At 69.0% G+C, this 13,668-nt stretch carries 16 protein-coding genes; 6 read left to right on the forward strand and 10 right to left on the reverse strand.

Annotated features, from left to right (window positions below; genetic code table 11):
- Positions 1-29: 29 nt before the first annotated feature.
- Positions 30-494, reverse strand: a complete 465-nt coding sequence (locus FHS97_RS13305; protein ID WP_184039137.1) for an NUDIX domain-containing protein — start codon at positions 492-494, stop codon at positions 30-32.
- A 110-nt stretch (positions 495-604) separates the two neighbouring features.
- Between FHS97_RS13305 and dcd the strand changes: the two genes are divergently transcribed.
- Positions 605-1,159 carry a dCTP deaminase gene (gene dcd / locus FHS97_RS13310; protein WP_184038704.1) on the forward strand — a complete coding sequence of 185 codons (555 nt, stop codon included), beginning with the start codon at positions 605-607 and terminating at the stop codon, positions 1,157-1,159.
- A gap of 249 nt (positions 1,160-1,408) precedes the next feature.
- Here the strand turns inward: dcd and FHS97_RS13315 are convergent, their stop codons facing one another.
- From FHS97_RS13315 to FHS97_RS13335, 5 genes are all read right to left on the reverse strand, one after another.
- Positions 1,409-1,759, reverse strand: coding sequence for a tetratricopeptide repeat protein (locus tag FHS97_RS13315; RefSeq protein ID WP_184038707.1), 351 nt, complete (start codon positions 1,757-1,759; stop codon positions 1,409-1,411).
- 181 nt (positions 1,760-1,940) lie between these two features.
- Entirely contained in the window at positions 1,941-2,369 is a 429-nt protein-coding gene (locus FHS97_RS13320; RefSeq protein ID WP_184038710.1) for an ExbD/TolR family protein, read from the reverse strand.
- Positions 2,370-2,385: 16 nt separating this feature from the next.
- Positions 2,386-2,856, reverse strand: coding sequence for an ExbD/TolR family protein (locus FHS97_RS13325; RefSeq protein WP_184038715.1), 471 nt, complete (start codon positions 2,854-2,856; stop codon positions 2,386-2,388).
- A gap of 113 nt (positions 2,857-2,969) precedes the next feature.
- A complete protein-coding gene (locus FHS97_RS13330) occupies positions 2,970-3,767 on the reverse strand; it encodes a MotA/TolQ/ExbB proton channel family protein (protein ID WP_184038719.1) in 798 nt (265 codons plus the stop codon).
- Between the two features lie 70 nt (positions 3,768-3,837).
- The gene (locus FHS97_RS13335; RefSeq protein WP_184038724.1) at positions 3,838-4,512 is read right to left on the reverse strand and encodes an energy transducer TonB; all 675 of its coding nucleotides are present in this window, start codon (positions 4,510-4,512) and stop codon (positions 3,838-3,840) included.
- Positions 4,513-4,736: 224 nt separating this feature from the next.
- On the opposite strand from FHS97_RS13335, the gene FHS97_RS13340 reads away from it, so the two are divergent.
- Positions 4,737-5,624 carry a hypothetical protein gene (locus FHS97_RS13340; protein ID WP_246346669.1) on the forward strand — a complete coding sequence of 296 codons (888 nt, stop codon included), beginning with the start codon at positions 4,737-4,739 and terminating at the stop codon, positions 5,622-5,624.
- Here the strand turns inward: FHS97_RS13340 and FHS97_RS13345 are convergent.
- Both FHS97_RS13345 and FHS97_RS13350 read right to left on the reverse strand, forming a co-directional pair.
- Positions 5,599-5,979 carry a dihydroneopterin aldolase gene (locus FHS97_RS13345; RefSeq protein WP_184038726.1) on the reverse strand — a complete coding sequence of 127 codons (381 nt, stop codon included), beginning with the start codon at positions 5,977-5,979 and terminating at the stop codon, positions 5,599-5,601. The two genes, FHS97_RS13340 and FHS97_RS13345, sit on opposite strands and share 26 nt — an antisense overlap.
- Positions 5,976-6,608 (reverse strand): glutathione S-transferase family protein, encoded by a 633-nt coding sequence (locus tag FHS97_RS13350; protein WP_184038728.1) that lies wholly within the window; start codon positions 6,606-6,608, stop codon positions 5,976-5,978. Before FHS97_RS13350 ends, FHS97_RS13345 begins: the two co-directional genes overlap by 4 nt.
- A gap of 120 nt (positions 6,609-6,728) precedes the next feature.
- On the opposite strand from FHS97_RS13350, the gene FHS97_RS13355 reads away from it, so the two are divergent.
- Genes FHS97_RS13355 through FHS97_RS13370 form a run of 4 tightly spaced genes read left to right on the forward strand, consistent with a single transcriptional unit; the run spans position 6,729 to position 9,630 of the window.
- Positions 6,729-7,238 carry a GNAT family N-acetyltransferase gene (locus FHS97_RS13355; protein ID WP_184038729.1) on the forward strand — a complete coding sequence of 170 codons (510 nt, stop codon included), beginning with the start codon at positions 6,729-6,731 and terminating at the stop codon, positions 7,236-7,238.
- A 51-nt stretch (positions 7,239-7,289) separates the two neighbouring features.
- Positions 7,290-7,850: a DUF1285 domain-containing protein gene (locus FHS97_RS13360; protein ID WP_184038730.1), complete on the forward strand. Its 561-nt coding sequence runs from the start codon at positions 7,290-7,292 to the stop codon at positions 7,848-7,850.
- Positions 7,847-8,446, forward strand: a complete 600-nt coding sequence (locus tag FHS97_RS13365; protein ID WP_184038731.1) for a CoA pyrophosphatase — start codon at positions 7,847-7,849, stop codon at positions 8,444-8,446. The genes FHS97_RS13360 and FHS97_RS13365 overlap by 4 nt, the downstream gene beginning before the upstream one ends.
- On the forward strand, positions 8,434-9,630 hold the full coding sequence (locus tag FHS97_RS13370) for a CCA tRNA nucleotidyltransferase (protein ID WP_184038733.1): 1,197 nt from the start codon (positions 8,434-8,436) through the stop codon (positions 9,628-9,630). Before FHS97_RS13365 ends, FHS97_RS13370 begins: the two co-directional genes overlap by 13 nt.
- Here FHS97_RS13370 and FHS97_RS13375 read toward each other — a convergent pair.
- Together FHS97_RS13375 and parC are read right to left on the reverse strand one after the other, a co-directional pair.
- Complete coding sequence (locus FHS97_RS13375; RefSeq protein WP_246346671.1) at positions 9,600-11,243, reverse strand: putative bifunctional diguanylate cyclase/phosphodiesterase; 1,644 nt, start codon at positions 11,241-11,243, stop codon at positions 9,600-9,602. The genes FHS97_RS13370 and FHS97_RS13375 overlap by 31 nt on opposite strands.
- A 152-nt stretch (positions 11,244-11,395) precedes the next feature.
- Entirely contained in the window at positions 11,396-13,645 is a 2,250-nt protein-coding gene (gene parC / locus FHS97_RS13380; RefSeq protein WP_184038740.1) for a DNA topoisomerase IV subunit A, read from the reverse strand.
- Positions 13,646-13,668 lie beyond the last annotated feature (23 nt).

The following is a 13,668-nucleotide window of genomic DNA, read 5'->3' on the forward strand; positions in this document are numbered from 1 at the left end:
ATGGGGCAGTGAGAATGAATCGCAAGGACCTACCAGGCGATGACGCGTGCCCGAAGCCCTTGCCATTCCTCGATCCGCCGCTGCGTGGCGGGCGAAAGTGACGCCGGAAGTTCGTCAAGCCGGTGGAAAGCCGCCTCCGCCAGTTCGCGCCCATCGGGCACCGGCACCCCGTCGCTGCGCGCGCTGAACAGGAACACGGTGTCGCGTCGACCCTCGGTCCGCGATTCGTGCCGCGCGAGCAGCGTCAGCTCCTGCGCGATGCAGCCGGTTTCCTCGCGCAGCTCGCGGCCTGCCGCCGCAACCGGCGTCTCGCCGCGCGCGATGCCGCCGCCGGGCAACATATGCAGATCGCTCCGCCCGTAACGGTGCCGCACCAGCAGCACGCGCCCGTCACGATCGAACACCAGCAACTTGACCCCGCGCGTCCGCCAGCCAAGCAACGCCATCGCGCGACGGCGCAGACGGTAAGCGAGCGGCAGCAGCAGGCGGAGCATCGCCACCGGGATAGCAACGGGCGCCCCTGTCGGATAGCGCCCCGTCGTTGCGGGCTTGCACCGCGCGCGTGCAGCCGCGAAAGCGCAGGCCAGTCGAGGGGAAGTGCCTTATGTCCGTCATGTCCGACCGCTGGATCCGCGAGCGTGCGCGCGCCGACGGAATGATCGAGCCGTTCGTCGAGTCGCAGCGCCGCGACGGCTGTATCAGCTACGGGCTGTCCAGCTATGGCTATGACGCGCGCGTCGCCGACGAGTTCAAGATCTTCACCAACGTCGACAATGCGTTGGTCGACCCGAAGGATTTCGCGGCCAACAGTTTCGTCGATCGCAAGACCGACGTGTGCATCATCCCGCCCAACAGCTTCGCGCTGGCGCGGACCGTGGAATATTTCCGTGTCCCGCGCGACGTGCTGGTGATCTGCCTCGGCAAGTCGACCTATGCGCGCTGTGGGATCATCGTCAACGTCACCCCGCTCGAACCCGGGTGGGAGGGGCATGTGACGCTCGAATTTTCGAACACCACCCCGCTGCCCGCGAAGATCTACGCCAATGAGGGCGCCTGCCAGTTCCTGTTCCTGTCCGGCAACGAACCCTGCGAGACCAGCTACGCCGACCGGGCGGGAAAATATATGGGACAGCGCGGCGTGACCCTGCCGCGACTCTGACCGCTGTACGGCGACGGGCGTCGAGTGGCGCAAGTCGACGCCGCATTGCGATAGCCGCACGGTCGAACTGGCGGCGGCGGCCATCAGCCTTTCGTCGTCGCCCGGGACTTGCTTCGGGGCTCGGCTTCTCCCCGCGCCGTCCGGTTGTCGGGCATAACGGCAACGTTGGGCGAAGGCGGGCAAAGCCCCGGAACGACACCCCCGTCACCTTGAGGCACCAGACGTTGCCAGAAGGGCACGGGGTCAGCTTCAGCGCGTCGCCATCGTGGTGGTGAGTCGCGCCATCCCGGCACGTGCCAGTTCGTGCGAGGTGCGTACGCTGCCGTCCGCCAGATCCATCGCCACCGCCTCGCGCCCGAGCACGTCGCCGTAGAGCGCACGCGCCTGCACCTCGCGACCGGTGCGGGCGTAGACGGCGGCGAGATTCAACATCAATTCCGGGCGCGCCGGGAAGATCGCGCGCTCGGCCGCGATCGTCTGCTCGGCCTGCGCGAGACGCCCCGACGCGATCGCCTGATAGCCGACGCGATCCTTGGCGATCACGGGCGTGGCGATCGATGCGACGAGCACGACCGCTGGCATCATCAGCTTGTGACGCATTTCACCCTCCTGTCTTACCACCGCGACCAACGTCAGCGTTACGGTTTTATGACACGAAGGTGTCACTTATTTGACAGCGCCGCAAGCGGCTTCACGATCGACCGGATGAAGACCCAACGAAAAAGGGCGGCCCCCGAGGGACCGCCCGTCATCGTTCCGGAAGACCGATCGCCGGGGGCGATCAGAAATCCTTGTAATATTGCTCGTTGCCGACGAAGCCGAGCTTCGTCACGTTCGAACGCTTGATGTCAGCCAGCGTCTGGTCGACGACGTCATACTTGGTCGCCGGATCGGGCTGGAACTGAAGTTCCGGCTCGGGGCTCATTGCCGCCGACTGGTCGAGATACTGGCGCAGCACCGTCGAATTGACCGGGGTGCCGTTCCAGGTGATTCCGCCCGCGGCATCGATCGCGATCTTGTTCTTGATCGGGTCGACCGGAGGCTTGCGCGCATTGGGATCGTTGACCGGCAGGTCGACCTTCACCGCATGCGTCGGAACCGGAAGGGTGATGATGAACATGATGAGGAGCACGAGCATGACGTCGATCAACGGCGTCGTGTTCATTTCCATCATCGGCTCGCCGTCATCGCGGCCTGCACTCATTGCCATGTCAGCTACTCCTCGCTCAGGCGCCGCCGCCCTTGGGCTGCGAAATGAACCCGACCTTGGCGAAGCCGGCCATCTGCATGTTGTAGATCGTCCCCGCGACGCAGCGCCACGGCGTATTGACGTCGGCGCGGACGTGCGCCTCGGGCAATTCGAGGTCCGGGTTGCCCGGGCCGCCCTGACGGTCGATCTCGGTCTTCAGCTTGGCGACCGCACGGTCCAGCAGTTCCTGATGGGTCACCGGGGTGATGCCCCAGTAAACCTGGCAGGCGCCGTTGTTGCCGGCGACCGACAGCGAAACGTTCTCGGGCTTGGTCGTGGTCGGGTCGAAGACGACGCTGGGCAGCTTGATGCCCTTCACCGTCTGGATGGCGACCGGCACCGCGATCAGGAAGATGATGAGGAGCACCAGCATGACGTCCACGAGGGGCGTCGTGTTGATGTCCGACATCGGTTTTTCAGCGGAATCACCGCCAACGCTCATCGCCATCAGGCTATCCTATTCTCTCGTTCCGCCGCAGCGGGCCGCGTGGCGCGGCATCGGGGCGGCGGCAGGTGATCGACGGGGCCGCCTGAAGCGACGGCCCCGCTTATCCCTTCGCCTTACGGGCGGGTCTGCACGCCACCGGCCTGGCCGGCGGTCGTGGTCGCCGTGGCCGGCTTGACCGGTGCCTTGGCGGTGGTGGTCGTCGCGCCGGTCGACGGGCGCACCGCGCCGTTCGAGGCGAGGAAGCCCAGCACGTCGTTCGAGAAGGCCGACAGGTCTTCCGAGATCGACTTGTTGCGGCGCTGCAGCCAGTTGTACGCCAGCACCGCCGGAACCGCGACGACGAGGCCGAGCGCGGTCATGATCAGCGCCTCACCGACCGGACCCGCGACCTTGTCGATCGAGGGATCGCCCGACGCGCCGATCTTGATGAGCGCGCGGTAGATGCCGACGACGGTACCGAACAGACCGATGAACGGCGAGGTCGCGCCGACGGTCGCCAGGAACGCCAGGCCACCGCCGAGCTTCGAGTTGATCGCGGCTTCCGAACGCGCCAGCGAGCCGTGCAGCCAGTCGTGCGCCTCGATCGGATCGGTCAGCTTCGAGTGCTGCTCCTGCGCGGCCAGGCCGTCATCGACCAGCTGCTTGTAGGCCGAGTTCTTCTCCAGCTTCGCCGACCCCTCGCGCAGCGAGTTGCTGTTCCAGAACTGCGAGCGGACGCGCTTCGCCTGGTTGATGATCTTCTGCTGCTCGAACAGCTTCGAGAAGAGGATGTAGAAGGAGACAACCGACATCACCACCAGGATGGTGAAAACCGACTGCGAGATGATGCCGCCTTCCTTCAGCGCCTGCTGCAGGCCGAACTGGTTCTCGGCTGCCGCGGTCCCACCCGCGGCGAGGATGTTGATGATCATTCGGTTTCTTCCTTAAGCCAGATAAGTTGTCGGCCGGCGATTTTGGTCCGCGCGGCCAGGGTCACGCGGATCAGTTTTGTGGCAGCACCCATCGCACCGGCAGCGTATAGCTGGAGACGATCGGGTTCCCGGTCGCATCCTGTGCCGGCGAGAACCGCACGCGGCTCTTGGCGATACGGCAGGTCGCCTGGTCGAGCGCCGAGGAATTGCTCGACGTGGTGACCACGCAGTCGGTGACGCGCCCGTCGGTGCCCACCGTCAGCTTCGCCACGACACGTCCCTGCTCTTCGGCGCGGATGGCCGAGGGCGGATAGTTGTCGGCACCGAAGAACTGGCCGGGGTTACCCTTCAGACCGGCAGCCTTGCTGACCGCAGGCGGAGCCGGCGGGGCGGGCGGCGCAGGCGGAGCAGGCGGTGCGACCGTCGGCGTCTGCACATAGACCGGCGGCGGAGTCGGCACCGTCGCGACCGTCACGGGCGGCGGATTCGGATTTTGCACGATCGGCGGCGGCGACACCACCGGCGGCGGCGTCATCGGCGTGTCGGGCGGCGGGGGCGGCGGCTCCTCCGGCGGCGGGGGCGGTGGCTCCTCGACGTCGAACGTGTTCAGCTTCTCGACCTGCTTCTTGACGAAATTCGTCGCGAGGCCGGTTATGAAGGCATAGCCGAGGGCAACGTGGATCAACGCGACGATTACCAGCGCGCCAACCTTGCCCCCGCTCATCTTCTGGTCAGAATAGGCCATTCAGCAACGAAACTCCCTCATCCTGCGGCCCGTGGCGTGACCGGATCGGAATCCGGCCGGGTTGTTAACCTTTCCGTAGCGCCAATAGGCTACCTACAGACACACAAGTCCTATCTCGCCCCTTTTGGGAGCGCAAACGCTTTGTCGGACGCAACAAACGTACAGCAGGACTGCGACGTTTTTATTTCTGTATCGTTTGTGCGCCCGCGTCTATCCCATGCGTCATGACCAAGCGCATTTTTTTCCTGCTTCCCACCGCGGCGCTGCTGGCGCCGGCGTTCGCGCCCGGCGCCGCCCTCGCCCAGCAGGCCCCCGCCGCCGCGCCGGCCGCGCCTTCGCTCGGCTATGCCGATCTCGCCGATCTGGTGATCGCCAGCCCGCTGGTGGTCGACGCGACGATTCGCTCCGCCTCGCGAATCAAGGGGGCTGAGGCCGCCGGCCTCGCGCCCGGCAAGACCCGCTTCTATGTCGAGGCCGACGTCATCACGCTGGTGCGCGGGGCCAGCGCGATCCCGGCGCGGGTCGGCTGGGTGGTCGACGTGTCGCCCGACTGGCGCGGCCGCGTCCCCTCGCTCAAGAAGCGCCGCGTCCTCGCCTTTGCGCGTCCCGTTGCGGGACAGGCGGGTCAAATCCAGTTGGTCGAGCCGGGGGCGCAGCACGACTGGAGCGCCGCGCTGGAGCAACGCGTGCGCGCGATCGCGTCCGAACTCGCCGCGCCCGATGCGCCGCCGGTCATCACCGACATCGGCAACGCCTTTCACGTCCCCGGCGCGCTGCCCGGCGAAGGCGAGACGCAGATTTTCCTGCGCACCCGCGACAATCGCCCGGCGGCGCTGTCGATCCTGCGCCGGCCCGGCGAGCAGCCGCGCTGGTCGATCGCGCTGAGCGAGATCATCGACGATTCGGCGCCGACGCCGCAGCGCAACACCCTGTTATGGTATCGGCTCGCCTGCGCGTTGCCCGCGACGCTGCCCGAGCGGAGCACCGCCTCGCTCTCGCCCGATGACGCGACACAGGCGCAGGCCGACTATGGCTTCGTCATGGAACAGCTCGGCCCATGCCGCGCCGCGCCGCCGTCTGCCGCGGTCAGCGCCGGTGTCGCACCAATGTGATGCCGATCGCCTCGCCGGCCTCGGCGATGGCGAGCTTGACGATCTTCACCTTTACGCGCCGCACGCGCTGGTCCTGGAGGAACAGCGTGTCGGCGATGTGATCCGCCACCGCCTCGATCAGCGTGAAATGCCCGGCGGTCGACAGCGCGTCGGTCGCGGCGTGCTTGAGGTCGAGGTAATTCTTCGATGCCGACAGCGGCGTGTCCGGCGCATAATGCGCCGGCGCATCGAGCAGCACCGTCAGCGAGATGCGCAACGGCTGCGGCAGGTGCGTCTCTTCGGAATAGATGCCGGTCAGCACCTGCACCTCGAGGTCATGGACCTCGAGCTCGAGCGTATCGGGCGCGTAGCTCATGCGGCGGCACTCGGCCGTGCCGTCGCGGCTTCGTGCCAGCGGCGCAGGTGCGGCAGCCCGTCGGGCAGCGCCAGCTTCGCCATGGCGGCGAAATCGACCGTCACCAGCGCGGTGATGTCGGCATAACTATACCGATCGCCGGCTACCCATTCCGTCTCGCCGAGCCGCGCGTCGAGCATGGCGACGAACGCTTCCCACATCACCGTGCCGCGCGTGGCGAGATCGGGGAGCTGCGGCAAGGCGGGCCAGATGCCGGGTTCGGCGCGATCGGCGAATCGCGTCGCGACGTTGCGGAGCGCATAGACGCACGCGGCATAGCCCTCGGCCTCGACCCGCCGCGTCCAGGCGGTGACGCGCGCGACCTCGACCGGACGCGCGCCGAACAGCGGCGGGTCGGGGTGCAGCGCCTCGAAGAATCGGCAGATCGCGGTCGAGTCGCCGATCACCTCGCCATCGTCGAGCGCCAGCGCCGGCACGGTGCCGCGCGGATTGATCGCCAGGAAGCCGGGCTGCAGATGCGCGCCGCCCGGCAGGTCGACCAGCACGCGCTCGACGGAGATTGCTTTCTCCGCCAGATAGATCCGCACGCGCCGCGGGCTGGGCGCGCGCTCGGCGTCGTAGAGCTTCATTCGGTCATTCCGGTTGCCATCGCTGCCGTCGAAACGTGTCCGTTGCCGAGCGGCGGGGCTCGCCCTAAAGCGCCCGCGCCCGGGCGTCCACCTCGATCGCGGGCAGGAGGCAGCGCGCGCGTGATCCAGATGGTGCCGATCGACACGATCGCCGACGAAGCAGTGGAGCAATTGCTCGACCGCGCGTTCGGGCGCGACCGTCACGTCCGCACCGCCTATCGCCTTCGCGCCGGCACGCGCGCGCTCCCCGCGCTGAGCTTCGCGCTGATCGAGCGCGAGGCGCTGCTCGGCTCGATCCAGTGCTGGCCGGTGCAGTTCGACGGCGACGACGGGACGGTCTGGCCGCTGGTGCTGGTCGGCCCGGTCGCGATCGTGCCCGAGCGCCAGCAGGAAGGGCTGGGCCGGCGGTTGATGGAGGCGGCGCTCGCCGCCGCGGCGGGCGGCCCGCCGCTGACCTTGATCGGCGACCCGGAATATTATGGCCGCTTCTTCGGCTTCGACGCCGCCGCGACCGCGCTGTGGCGGCTGCCCGGCCCGGTCGAGCGCCATCGGCTGCTCGCGCGCGGTGCGAATGTGCCCGCGACAGCCGGCCTGCTCGGACCGCGCCACCACGCCAGCGCGGCGGCCTGACCTCTCCCCCCGGACCTTTACCCCACGCCGCCCGCACCCTAGGTGGGCGCGATGCCGATGGCGCCGCCCCCCGATTTCGACACGCTCACCATCGCCGACATCGCGCGACTCGCCGACGGCGACCGGCTACCCCCGGTCGAGCGCTGGAACCCGGCGCATTGCGGCGACAGCGAGATGCGGATCGCGCGCGACGGCACATGGTATCATCAGGGCGCGCCGATCACCCGCCCGGCGATGGTGCGCGCGTTCAGCCGTATCCTGCGCCGCGAGTCCGATGGCGGCTATGTGCTGGTCACCCCGGTCGAAAAGCTGGACATTGCGGTCGAGGACGCGCCGTTCGTCGCCGTGGAGATGAAGGCCGAAGGCGAGGGCCGCGATGCGACGCTGGCGTTCCGGCTCAACACCGGCGAGCTGGTGACCGCCTCCGCCACGCATCCGCTGCGCTTCGCGGAGCAGGCTGACGGGCCGCACCCCTATCTGCATGTGCGTGGCGGGCTGGAAGCGTTGATCGCACGTCCGGTCTATTACGAACTCGCCGAGCGCGCGCTGGCGGGCGACGACGCCGGCCCCGGCGTCTGGAGCGCCGGCACGTTCTTCGCGCTGCAAGCGTGACGCTCGCCGAGCGGCTCGCCGCCGCCTTGACCGCGCCGACGAGGGCCGCGTCGACGGGGGCCGCGTTGACGGGGGACGATCACGACCATCCCGCCGATGCGACGCTGACCCCCGCCGCGGTGCTGGTCGCAATCACCGACCGCCCCGCCCCCGGCGTGCTGCTGACGCAGCGGACCGAGACGCTGCGCCGTCATGCCGGGCAGGTGGCGTTCCCCGGCGGGCGCGTCGACCCCGGCGAGGATGCGGTCACCGCCGCGCTGCGCGAGGCCGAGGAGGAGATCGCCCTGCCCCGCGCCGCGGTGCGGGTGATCGGCACCTCCGATCCGTATCGCACCGGCACCGGCTTCGCGATCACGCCGGTCGTCGGCGTCGTGCCCCCCGACCTGCCGCTGGTGGCGAGCGAGGCGGAGGTCGCGGCGGTGTTCGAGGTGCCGCTCGCCTTTCTGCTCGACGCCGCCAACCAGCGCGCGGCGACCGCTTTCTATCAGGGCCGTGAGCGCCGCTACGTGGAGATGATGTGGAACGACCGGCGGATCTGGGGCGCGACGGCGGGGATGATCGTGAACCTTTCGCGGCGGCTGCAATGGCCGGCGTGACGCTGCCCGCCGCCGACTGGCGCGCGCGGCCGGGGCTCGACCGGCTGATCGACGCGCTCGACGGCGCGCACGGCATGGCGCGCTGGGTCGGTGGCGCCGTCCGCGATTCGTTGCTGGGGCTACCGGTCGCCGATCTCGATCTGGCGACGCGCTTCGCCCCCGAGGAAGTGGTGCGCCGGCTCGAGGCGGCCGGGATCAAGGCGGTGCCGACCGGGATCGCGCACGGCACCGTCACCGCGGTCAGCGACGGGACGGTCGTCGAGGTCACGACCCTGCGCCGCGACGTCGCCACCGACGGCCGTCATGCCGTGGTCGCCTTTTCCGATGACTGGCGTGAGGATGCGGCGCGGCGCGACTTCACGATGAACGCGCTCTACGCCGATCCGCTGACCGGCGAGGTGTTCGACTGGTTCGGCGGGCTCGACGATCTCGCCGCACGGCGCGTGCGCTTCATCGGCGATCCCTATCGCCGCATCGCCGAGGATCACCTGCGCATCCTGCGCTTCTTCCGTTTCCATGCGCGCTTCGGCGACGCGATCAATGCCGACGGGCTCGACGCGTGCGTGGCGCGCGCCAATGACCTGATGGCGCTCAGCCGCGAGCGGATCGCCGCCGAATTGCTCAAGCTCTTCGTCGCGCCCGGCGCGGTGCCGGTGGTGACGTTGATGGAGGCGCGCGGGATCTTTCGCCCGGTGCTCCCCGAGATCGATGCGGCAGGTGTCGCGCGGCTCGCGGCGCTGGCGACACGCGAATCGGCGGCCGGGATCGCGCCCGACGCGATCCGGCGGCTGGCGGCGCTGGTCGCGCCGGCGGCGGCCGAGGGCGTCGGCGCACGGCTCAAGCTGTCGAACAACGATCGCAAGCGGCTGGTCCAGGCCAGTGCCGGCCCCGGCGACGAAGGCGCATGTGCGCTCGGCTACCGGGTCGGCATCGACAGCGCGATCGACCGGCTGCTGCTCGCCGGGGCCGATCCCGGCCCGCTCGTCGGGTGGGAGCGCCCGGCGCTGCCGATCGGCGGTGGCGCGCTGGTCGCGCGCGGGCTGGCGAAGGGGCCGGACGTCGCGCGGACGCTACGCGCGGTCGAGGATCGCTGGATCGCGGAGGGCTTCCCGGCCGGCGACCGCGTCGAGGCGATCGCGGACGAGGAAGTGGCTCAGGCGTTGCGCTCGCGCAGGAACGCATAGGCCGCATCGAGTTCGAGCGGCCGCGCATAGGCATAGCCCTGCCCGAGGGTGCAGCCGAGCGCGGCCAGCGTCTGTCCGACGTCGATGGCCTCGATCCCCTCGGCGACCGTGTCCATCCCCAGCGCCTGCGCCAGCCCGAGGATCGCACGGACGATCGCCACCTTGTCTCGGTCGGTCAGCAGCCCGGTGACGAAGCTGCGGTCGATCTTGAGCACGTCGATCGGCAGCTTCTGCAACGAGGCGAGATTCGAGAAACCGGTCCCGAAATCGTCCATCGCGATCGAGACGCCGGTTTCCTTCAGCCCGGTCAGCACGCGCGCGATCCGGTCGGGATCGTTGATGAGCGCGCTCTCGGTGATCTCCAGCTTGAGCCGTGCGCCAGCCAGCCCGCTGTCGTGGAGCGCACGCCGCACGACGCCCGCGATCGAATCGCGCTGCAACTGGATCGGCGACAGGTTCACCGCCACCGTCACCCCGCAATCGCCCCCGGCGCGCCGGTCCCAGTCCGCCAGCGTGCGCAGTGCGCTGTCGAGCGCCCAGCGGCCGAGCGGCACGATCAGCCCCGATTCCTCGGCGACCGGGATGAACCGGCCCGGTTCGTGGCGGACACCCTGTTCGTCGGTCCAGCGTGCCAGCGCCTCGAAGCCGTTGACGCGCCCGGTGCCCAGATCGCAGATCGGCTGGTAGACGAGGTTGAGCTGCTCGCTCTCGATCGCGCGGCGCAGCGCGGTTTCCATCGCGAATTCGGCGCGTGCCGAGTCGAGCGCGCGCGTCTGATAGGCTTCGGCGTTCTTGGTCGCCTTGGACTTCTTCATCGCGACCTGCGCGTGGCGGATCACGTCCTCGGCATCGCTGACCCCGGCGTCGCCGAACGCGATGCCGATCGCGCACGACACGCGCAGCTCATATTCGCTCAGCCGGAACGGCGTCGCCAGCGCGTCGCGGATGCGGCGCGCGACCTGATCGGCCTCTTCGCGCCCGGCATCGATCGTCAGCAGCACGCCGAATTCGTCCCCGCCGGTCCGCGCGAGCGTATCGCGGTGGCGCAGCGCGCCCTTGATCCGCCGCGCAACGGTGATGAGCAATTCGTCGCCGGTCAGCGAGCCCAGGCAGGCGTTGAAGCGGCTGAAGCGATCGAGGTCGATCATCAGCACCGCCCAGCAGGCGGTGCCCTGCGCGATGCTCGCCTCCAGCGCGTCGGTGAAGCCGCCGCGGTTCGGCAGCCCGGTCAGGCTGTCGGTCGACATCTCGCGGCGCAACGTTTCCTCGGTGCGCACCTCGGCGGTCTGGTCGACGAACGACACGATGCACGCCGGATCGGCGCGTTGCGGCAGGCGCGACAGCGTCAGGCGGTAATGCCGCCGCTCGACCGCCGCGCCGGTCTGCCAATCGCGTTCCTCGTTTTCGGCTGCCGAGGCGAGGAAGGTTTCGACGATCGGCTTGAGGTTCGGTTCGTCGAGCAGCCGCGCGCGGGAAAAGGCGCGGTTGTGGACCTCGAAGCGCGCGCGCCCCTCCGCCAGCGATGCCAGCGCGAGCGGGATCGGCACGAGCTCCATCGAGCCCTGCTGCGCGGTCAGACCGGGCGACTCGCGCAGAGTCGCCGTTTGCCGCATCAGCCAAGTCGCACGCGTTGCCATCACGGTCTTGACTAGGGCCGAAGGGTTAAGGGCGGCTTTAAGACCGCGAAATGACGCGGGGTAATCGATACGCTGCCGGTACGACCTCTGGCGGCGGTGATGATCGGATGGTTAACGCGTCGGCAGGGTCAGAATCGATTGTCGCGCGGAAAGCCGTTGGGCGGCATCCGCCCCGCCGCGCCGCGCGCGGTGCGCCACTGCGACAGGTCCGCCTCGGTACGCGTCCGCCCGCTGCCCCCGCCCATCGCCCAGCTCAGCCCCTCGGCGAACACCAGGGTCCGCGCATCCGCCAACCCGCCGTCGCGATAGCGTTGCAATTGCACGCCCTGCCCGCGCGTCATCTCGGGCAGATCGGCAATCGGGAACAGCGCCAGCTTGCGATTGTCGCCGATCACCGCCACGAAATCGTCGGCCGGCGCGACCGGACGGACGACCACCAGCGTCGCGCCGGGGCGCGGCGTCACCACCGTCTTGCCCTTGCGCGTTTCCGCCATCACCTCGGCCACCGGCACGATGAAGCCGCGCCCGTCGCTCGCCGCGACCAGCAGCCGCGCCGCGCGCGCCGCACTCAGGAAGGCGACGATCGGCACGCTGCCGTCGAGATCGATCGACGCGCGCACCGGCTCGCCGAACCCGCGCCCGCCCGGCAATTTGTCGGCCGCCAGCGTGAAGAACCGCCCGTTGCCCGCGGCGAGCAGCAATTTGTCGGTGGTCTGCGCATGGAAGGCGAAGGCCGGGCCGTCGCCCTCCTTAAACTTCAGCGTCTCGGGCGCGGAGAGGTCGACATGCCCCTTCATCGCGCGGATCCAGCCCCGCGCGGACAGGATCACGCTGATCGGCTCGCGCTCGATCATCGCCTCCAGCGGAATGTCGCGCGCCGCCGCCTGTTCGCGCAGCTCGGTCCGCCGCTTGCCCAGCGCGGTCTCGGGGCCGTAGCGGTCGCGCACCTTGCGGAAATCGGCCTTGAGCCGCGTGCGCTGCTTCGCCTCGGAGCCGAGCAACGCGGTCAGCGTCGCCTGCTCCTTCTCCAGCGCCGCCTGCTCGCGCTTCAGCTCCATTTCCTCCAGCCGCCGCAGGCTGCGCAGCCGCATGTTGAGGATCGCCTCGGCCTGGCGGTCGGTCAGCTGGAACTCGGCGATCATCACCGCCTTGGGCTCGTCCTCGGTGCGGATGATCTCGATCACGCGGTCGAGGTTGAGGAAGGCGACGATATAGCCGCCTAGCAATTCCAGCCGGTCGGCGATCTTGCCCAGCCGATGCTCGGTACGGCGTTGCAGCACCACGAACTGATGCTCGACCCACGCCGCCAGCGCCGCACGCAGCGACATCACGCGCGGCGTCCGCTCCTTGTCGAGCACGTTGAGATTGAGCGGGACGCGCGTCTCCAGGTCGGACAGCCGGAACAGCCCGTCCATCAACACCTGCGCGTCGACGGTGCGGCTGCGCGGCTCCAGCACGATCCGCACCTGCTCGTCCGATTCGTCGCGGACATCGGCGAGGATCGGCAGCTTCTTGTCCTCGATCAGCGCCGCGAGCTGCTCGATCAATTTGCCCTTGGCGACGCCATACGGAATCTCGGAAACGACCAGATGCCAGCCGCCGCCCTTCTCGGCGATCTTCTCGATCCGCGCGCGCACCCGGAACGCCCCGCGCCCCGTCGCATAACATTCGGCGATGATTGCGGGCGGGTCGACCAGCAAGCCGCCGGTCGGAAAGTCCGGCCCCTTCACATGTTCGAGGATCGCGGCATCGTCGGCGTCGGGCCGGTCGATCAGCATGATCGCGGCGTCCATCAGCTCGGCGGCATTGTGCGGCGGGACGCTGGTCGCCATCCCGACCGCGATCCCGCTCGCGCCGTTCGCGAGCAGATTGGGGAAGGCGCCGGGGAACAGCTCGGGCTCCTGCTCCTCGCCGTTATAGGTCGGGCGGAACTCGGTCGCGTCCTCGTCCAGCCCGTCCATCAGGTCGATCGCGACCTGCGTCAGCCGCGCCTCGGTGTAACGGTACGCAGCGGCGTTATCGCCGTCGATGTTGCCGAAATTGCCCTGCCCGTCGACCAGCGGATAGCGGAGCGCGAAATCCTGCGCCAACCGTACCATCGCGTCATAGACCGACTGGTCGCCATGCGGATGGTACTTACCGATCACGTCGCCGACGACGCGCGCGCACTTCTTGTAGCCCGAAGCCGGATCGAGCTTGAGCAGCCGCATCGCCCACAGCAGCCGCCGGTGGACCGGCTTCAGGCCGTCCCGCACATCCGGCAACGACCGCGCGGTGATCGTCGACAGCGCATAGACGAGATACCGCTCGCTCAGCGCACTGTCGAACGGGGCGTCGAGGATGCCGATCGGAGGGTTGTCGGAGAGGTCGGTGGCCATGTCGGCGCGGGTGGTAGCAGCGC

Source organism: Sphingomonas endophytica, assembly GCF_014199415.1.
In the GTDB taxonomy this organism is placed as follows: domain Bacteria; phylum Pseudomonadota; class Alphaproteobacteria; order Sphingomonadales; family Sphingomonadaceae; genus Sphingomonas; species Sphingomonas endophytica.

Bases quoted from the DNA above. Each gene is read 5' to 3' on its own strand.
- FHS97_RS13305 (WP_184039137.1), bottom strand. From the start codon at position 494: ATGCTCCGCCTGCTGCTGCCGCTCGCTTACCGTCTGCGCCGTCGCGCG.
- dcd (WP_184038704.1), top strand. From the start codon at position 605: ATGTCCGTCATGTCCGACCGCTGGATCCGCGAGCGTGCGCGCGCCGAC.
- FHS97_RS13315 (WP_184038707.1), bottom strand. From the start codon at position 1,759: ATGCGTCACAAGCTGATGATGCCAGCGGTCGTGCTCGTCGCATCGATC.
- FHS97_RS13320 (WP_184038710.1), bottom strand. From the start codon at position 2,369: ATGGCAATGAGTGCAGGCCGCGATGACGGCGAGCCGATGATGGAAATG.
- FHS97_RS13325 (WP_184038715.1), bottom strand. From the start codon at position 2,856: ATGGCGATGAGCGTTGGCGGTGATTCCGCTGAAAAACCGATGTCGGAC.
- FHS97_RS13330 (WP_184038719.1), bottom strand. From the start codon at position 3,767: ATGATCATCAACATCCTCGCCGCGGGTGGGACCGCGGCAGCCGAGAAC.
- FHS97_RS13335 (WP_184038724.1), bottom strand. From the start codon at position 4,512: ATGGCCTATTCTGACCAGAAGATGAGCGGGGGCAAGGTTGGCGCGCTG.
- FHS97_RS13340 (WP_246346669.1), top strand. From the start codon at position 4,737: ATGACCAAGCGCATTTTTTTCCTGCTTCCCACCGCGGCGCTGCTGGCG.
- FHS97_RS13345 (WP_184038726.1), bottom strand. From the start codon at position 5,979: ATGAGCTACGCGCCCGATACGCTCGAGCTCGAGGTCCATGACCTCGAG.
- FHS97_RS13350 (WP_184038728.1), bottom strand. From the start codon at position 6,608: ATGAAGCTCTACGACGCCGAGCGCGCGCCCAGCCCGCGGCGCGTGCGG.
- FHS97_RS13360 (WP_184038730.1), top strand. From the start codon at position 7,290: ATGCCGATGGCGCCGCCCCCCGATTTCGACACGCTCACCATCGCCGAC.
- FHS97_RS13370 (WP_184038733.1), top strand. From the start codon at position 8,434: ATGGCCGGCGTGACGCTGCCCGCCGCCGACTGGCGCGCGCGGCCGGGG.
- FHS97_RS13375 (WP_246346671.1), bottom strand. From the start codon at position 11,243: ATGCGGCAAACGGCGACTCTGCGCGAGTCGCCCGGTCTGACCGCGCAG.
- parC (WP_184038740.1), bottom strand. From the start codon at position 13,645: ATGGCCACCGACCTCTCCGACAACCCTCCGATCGGCATCCTCGACGCC.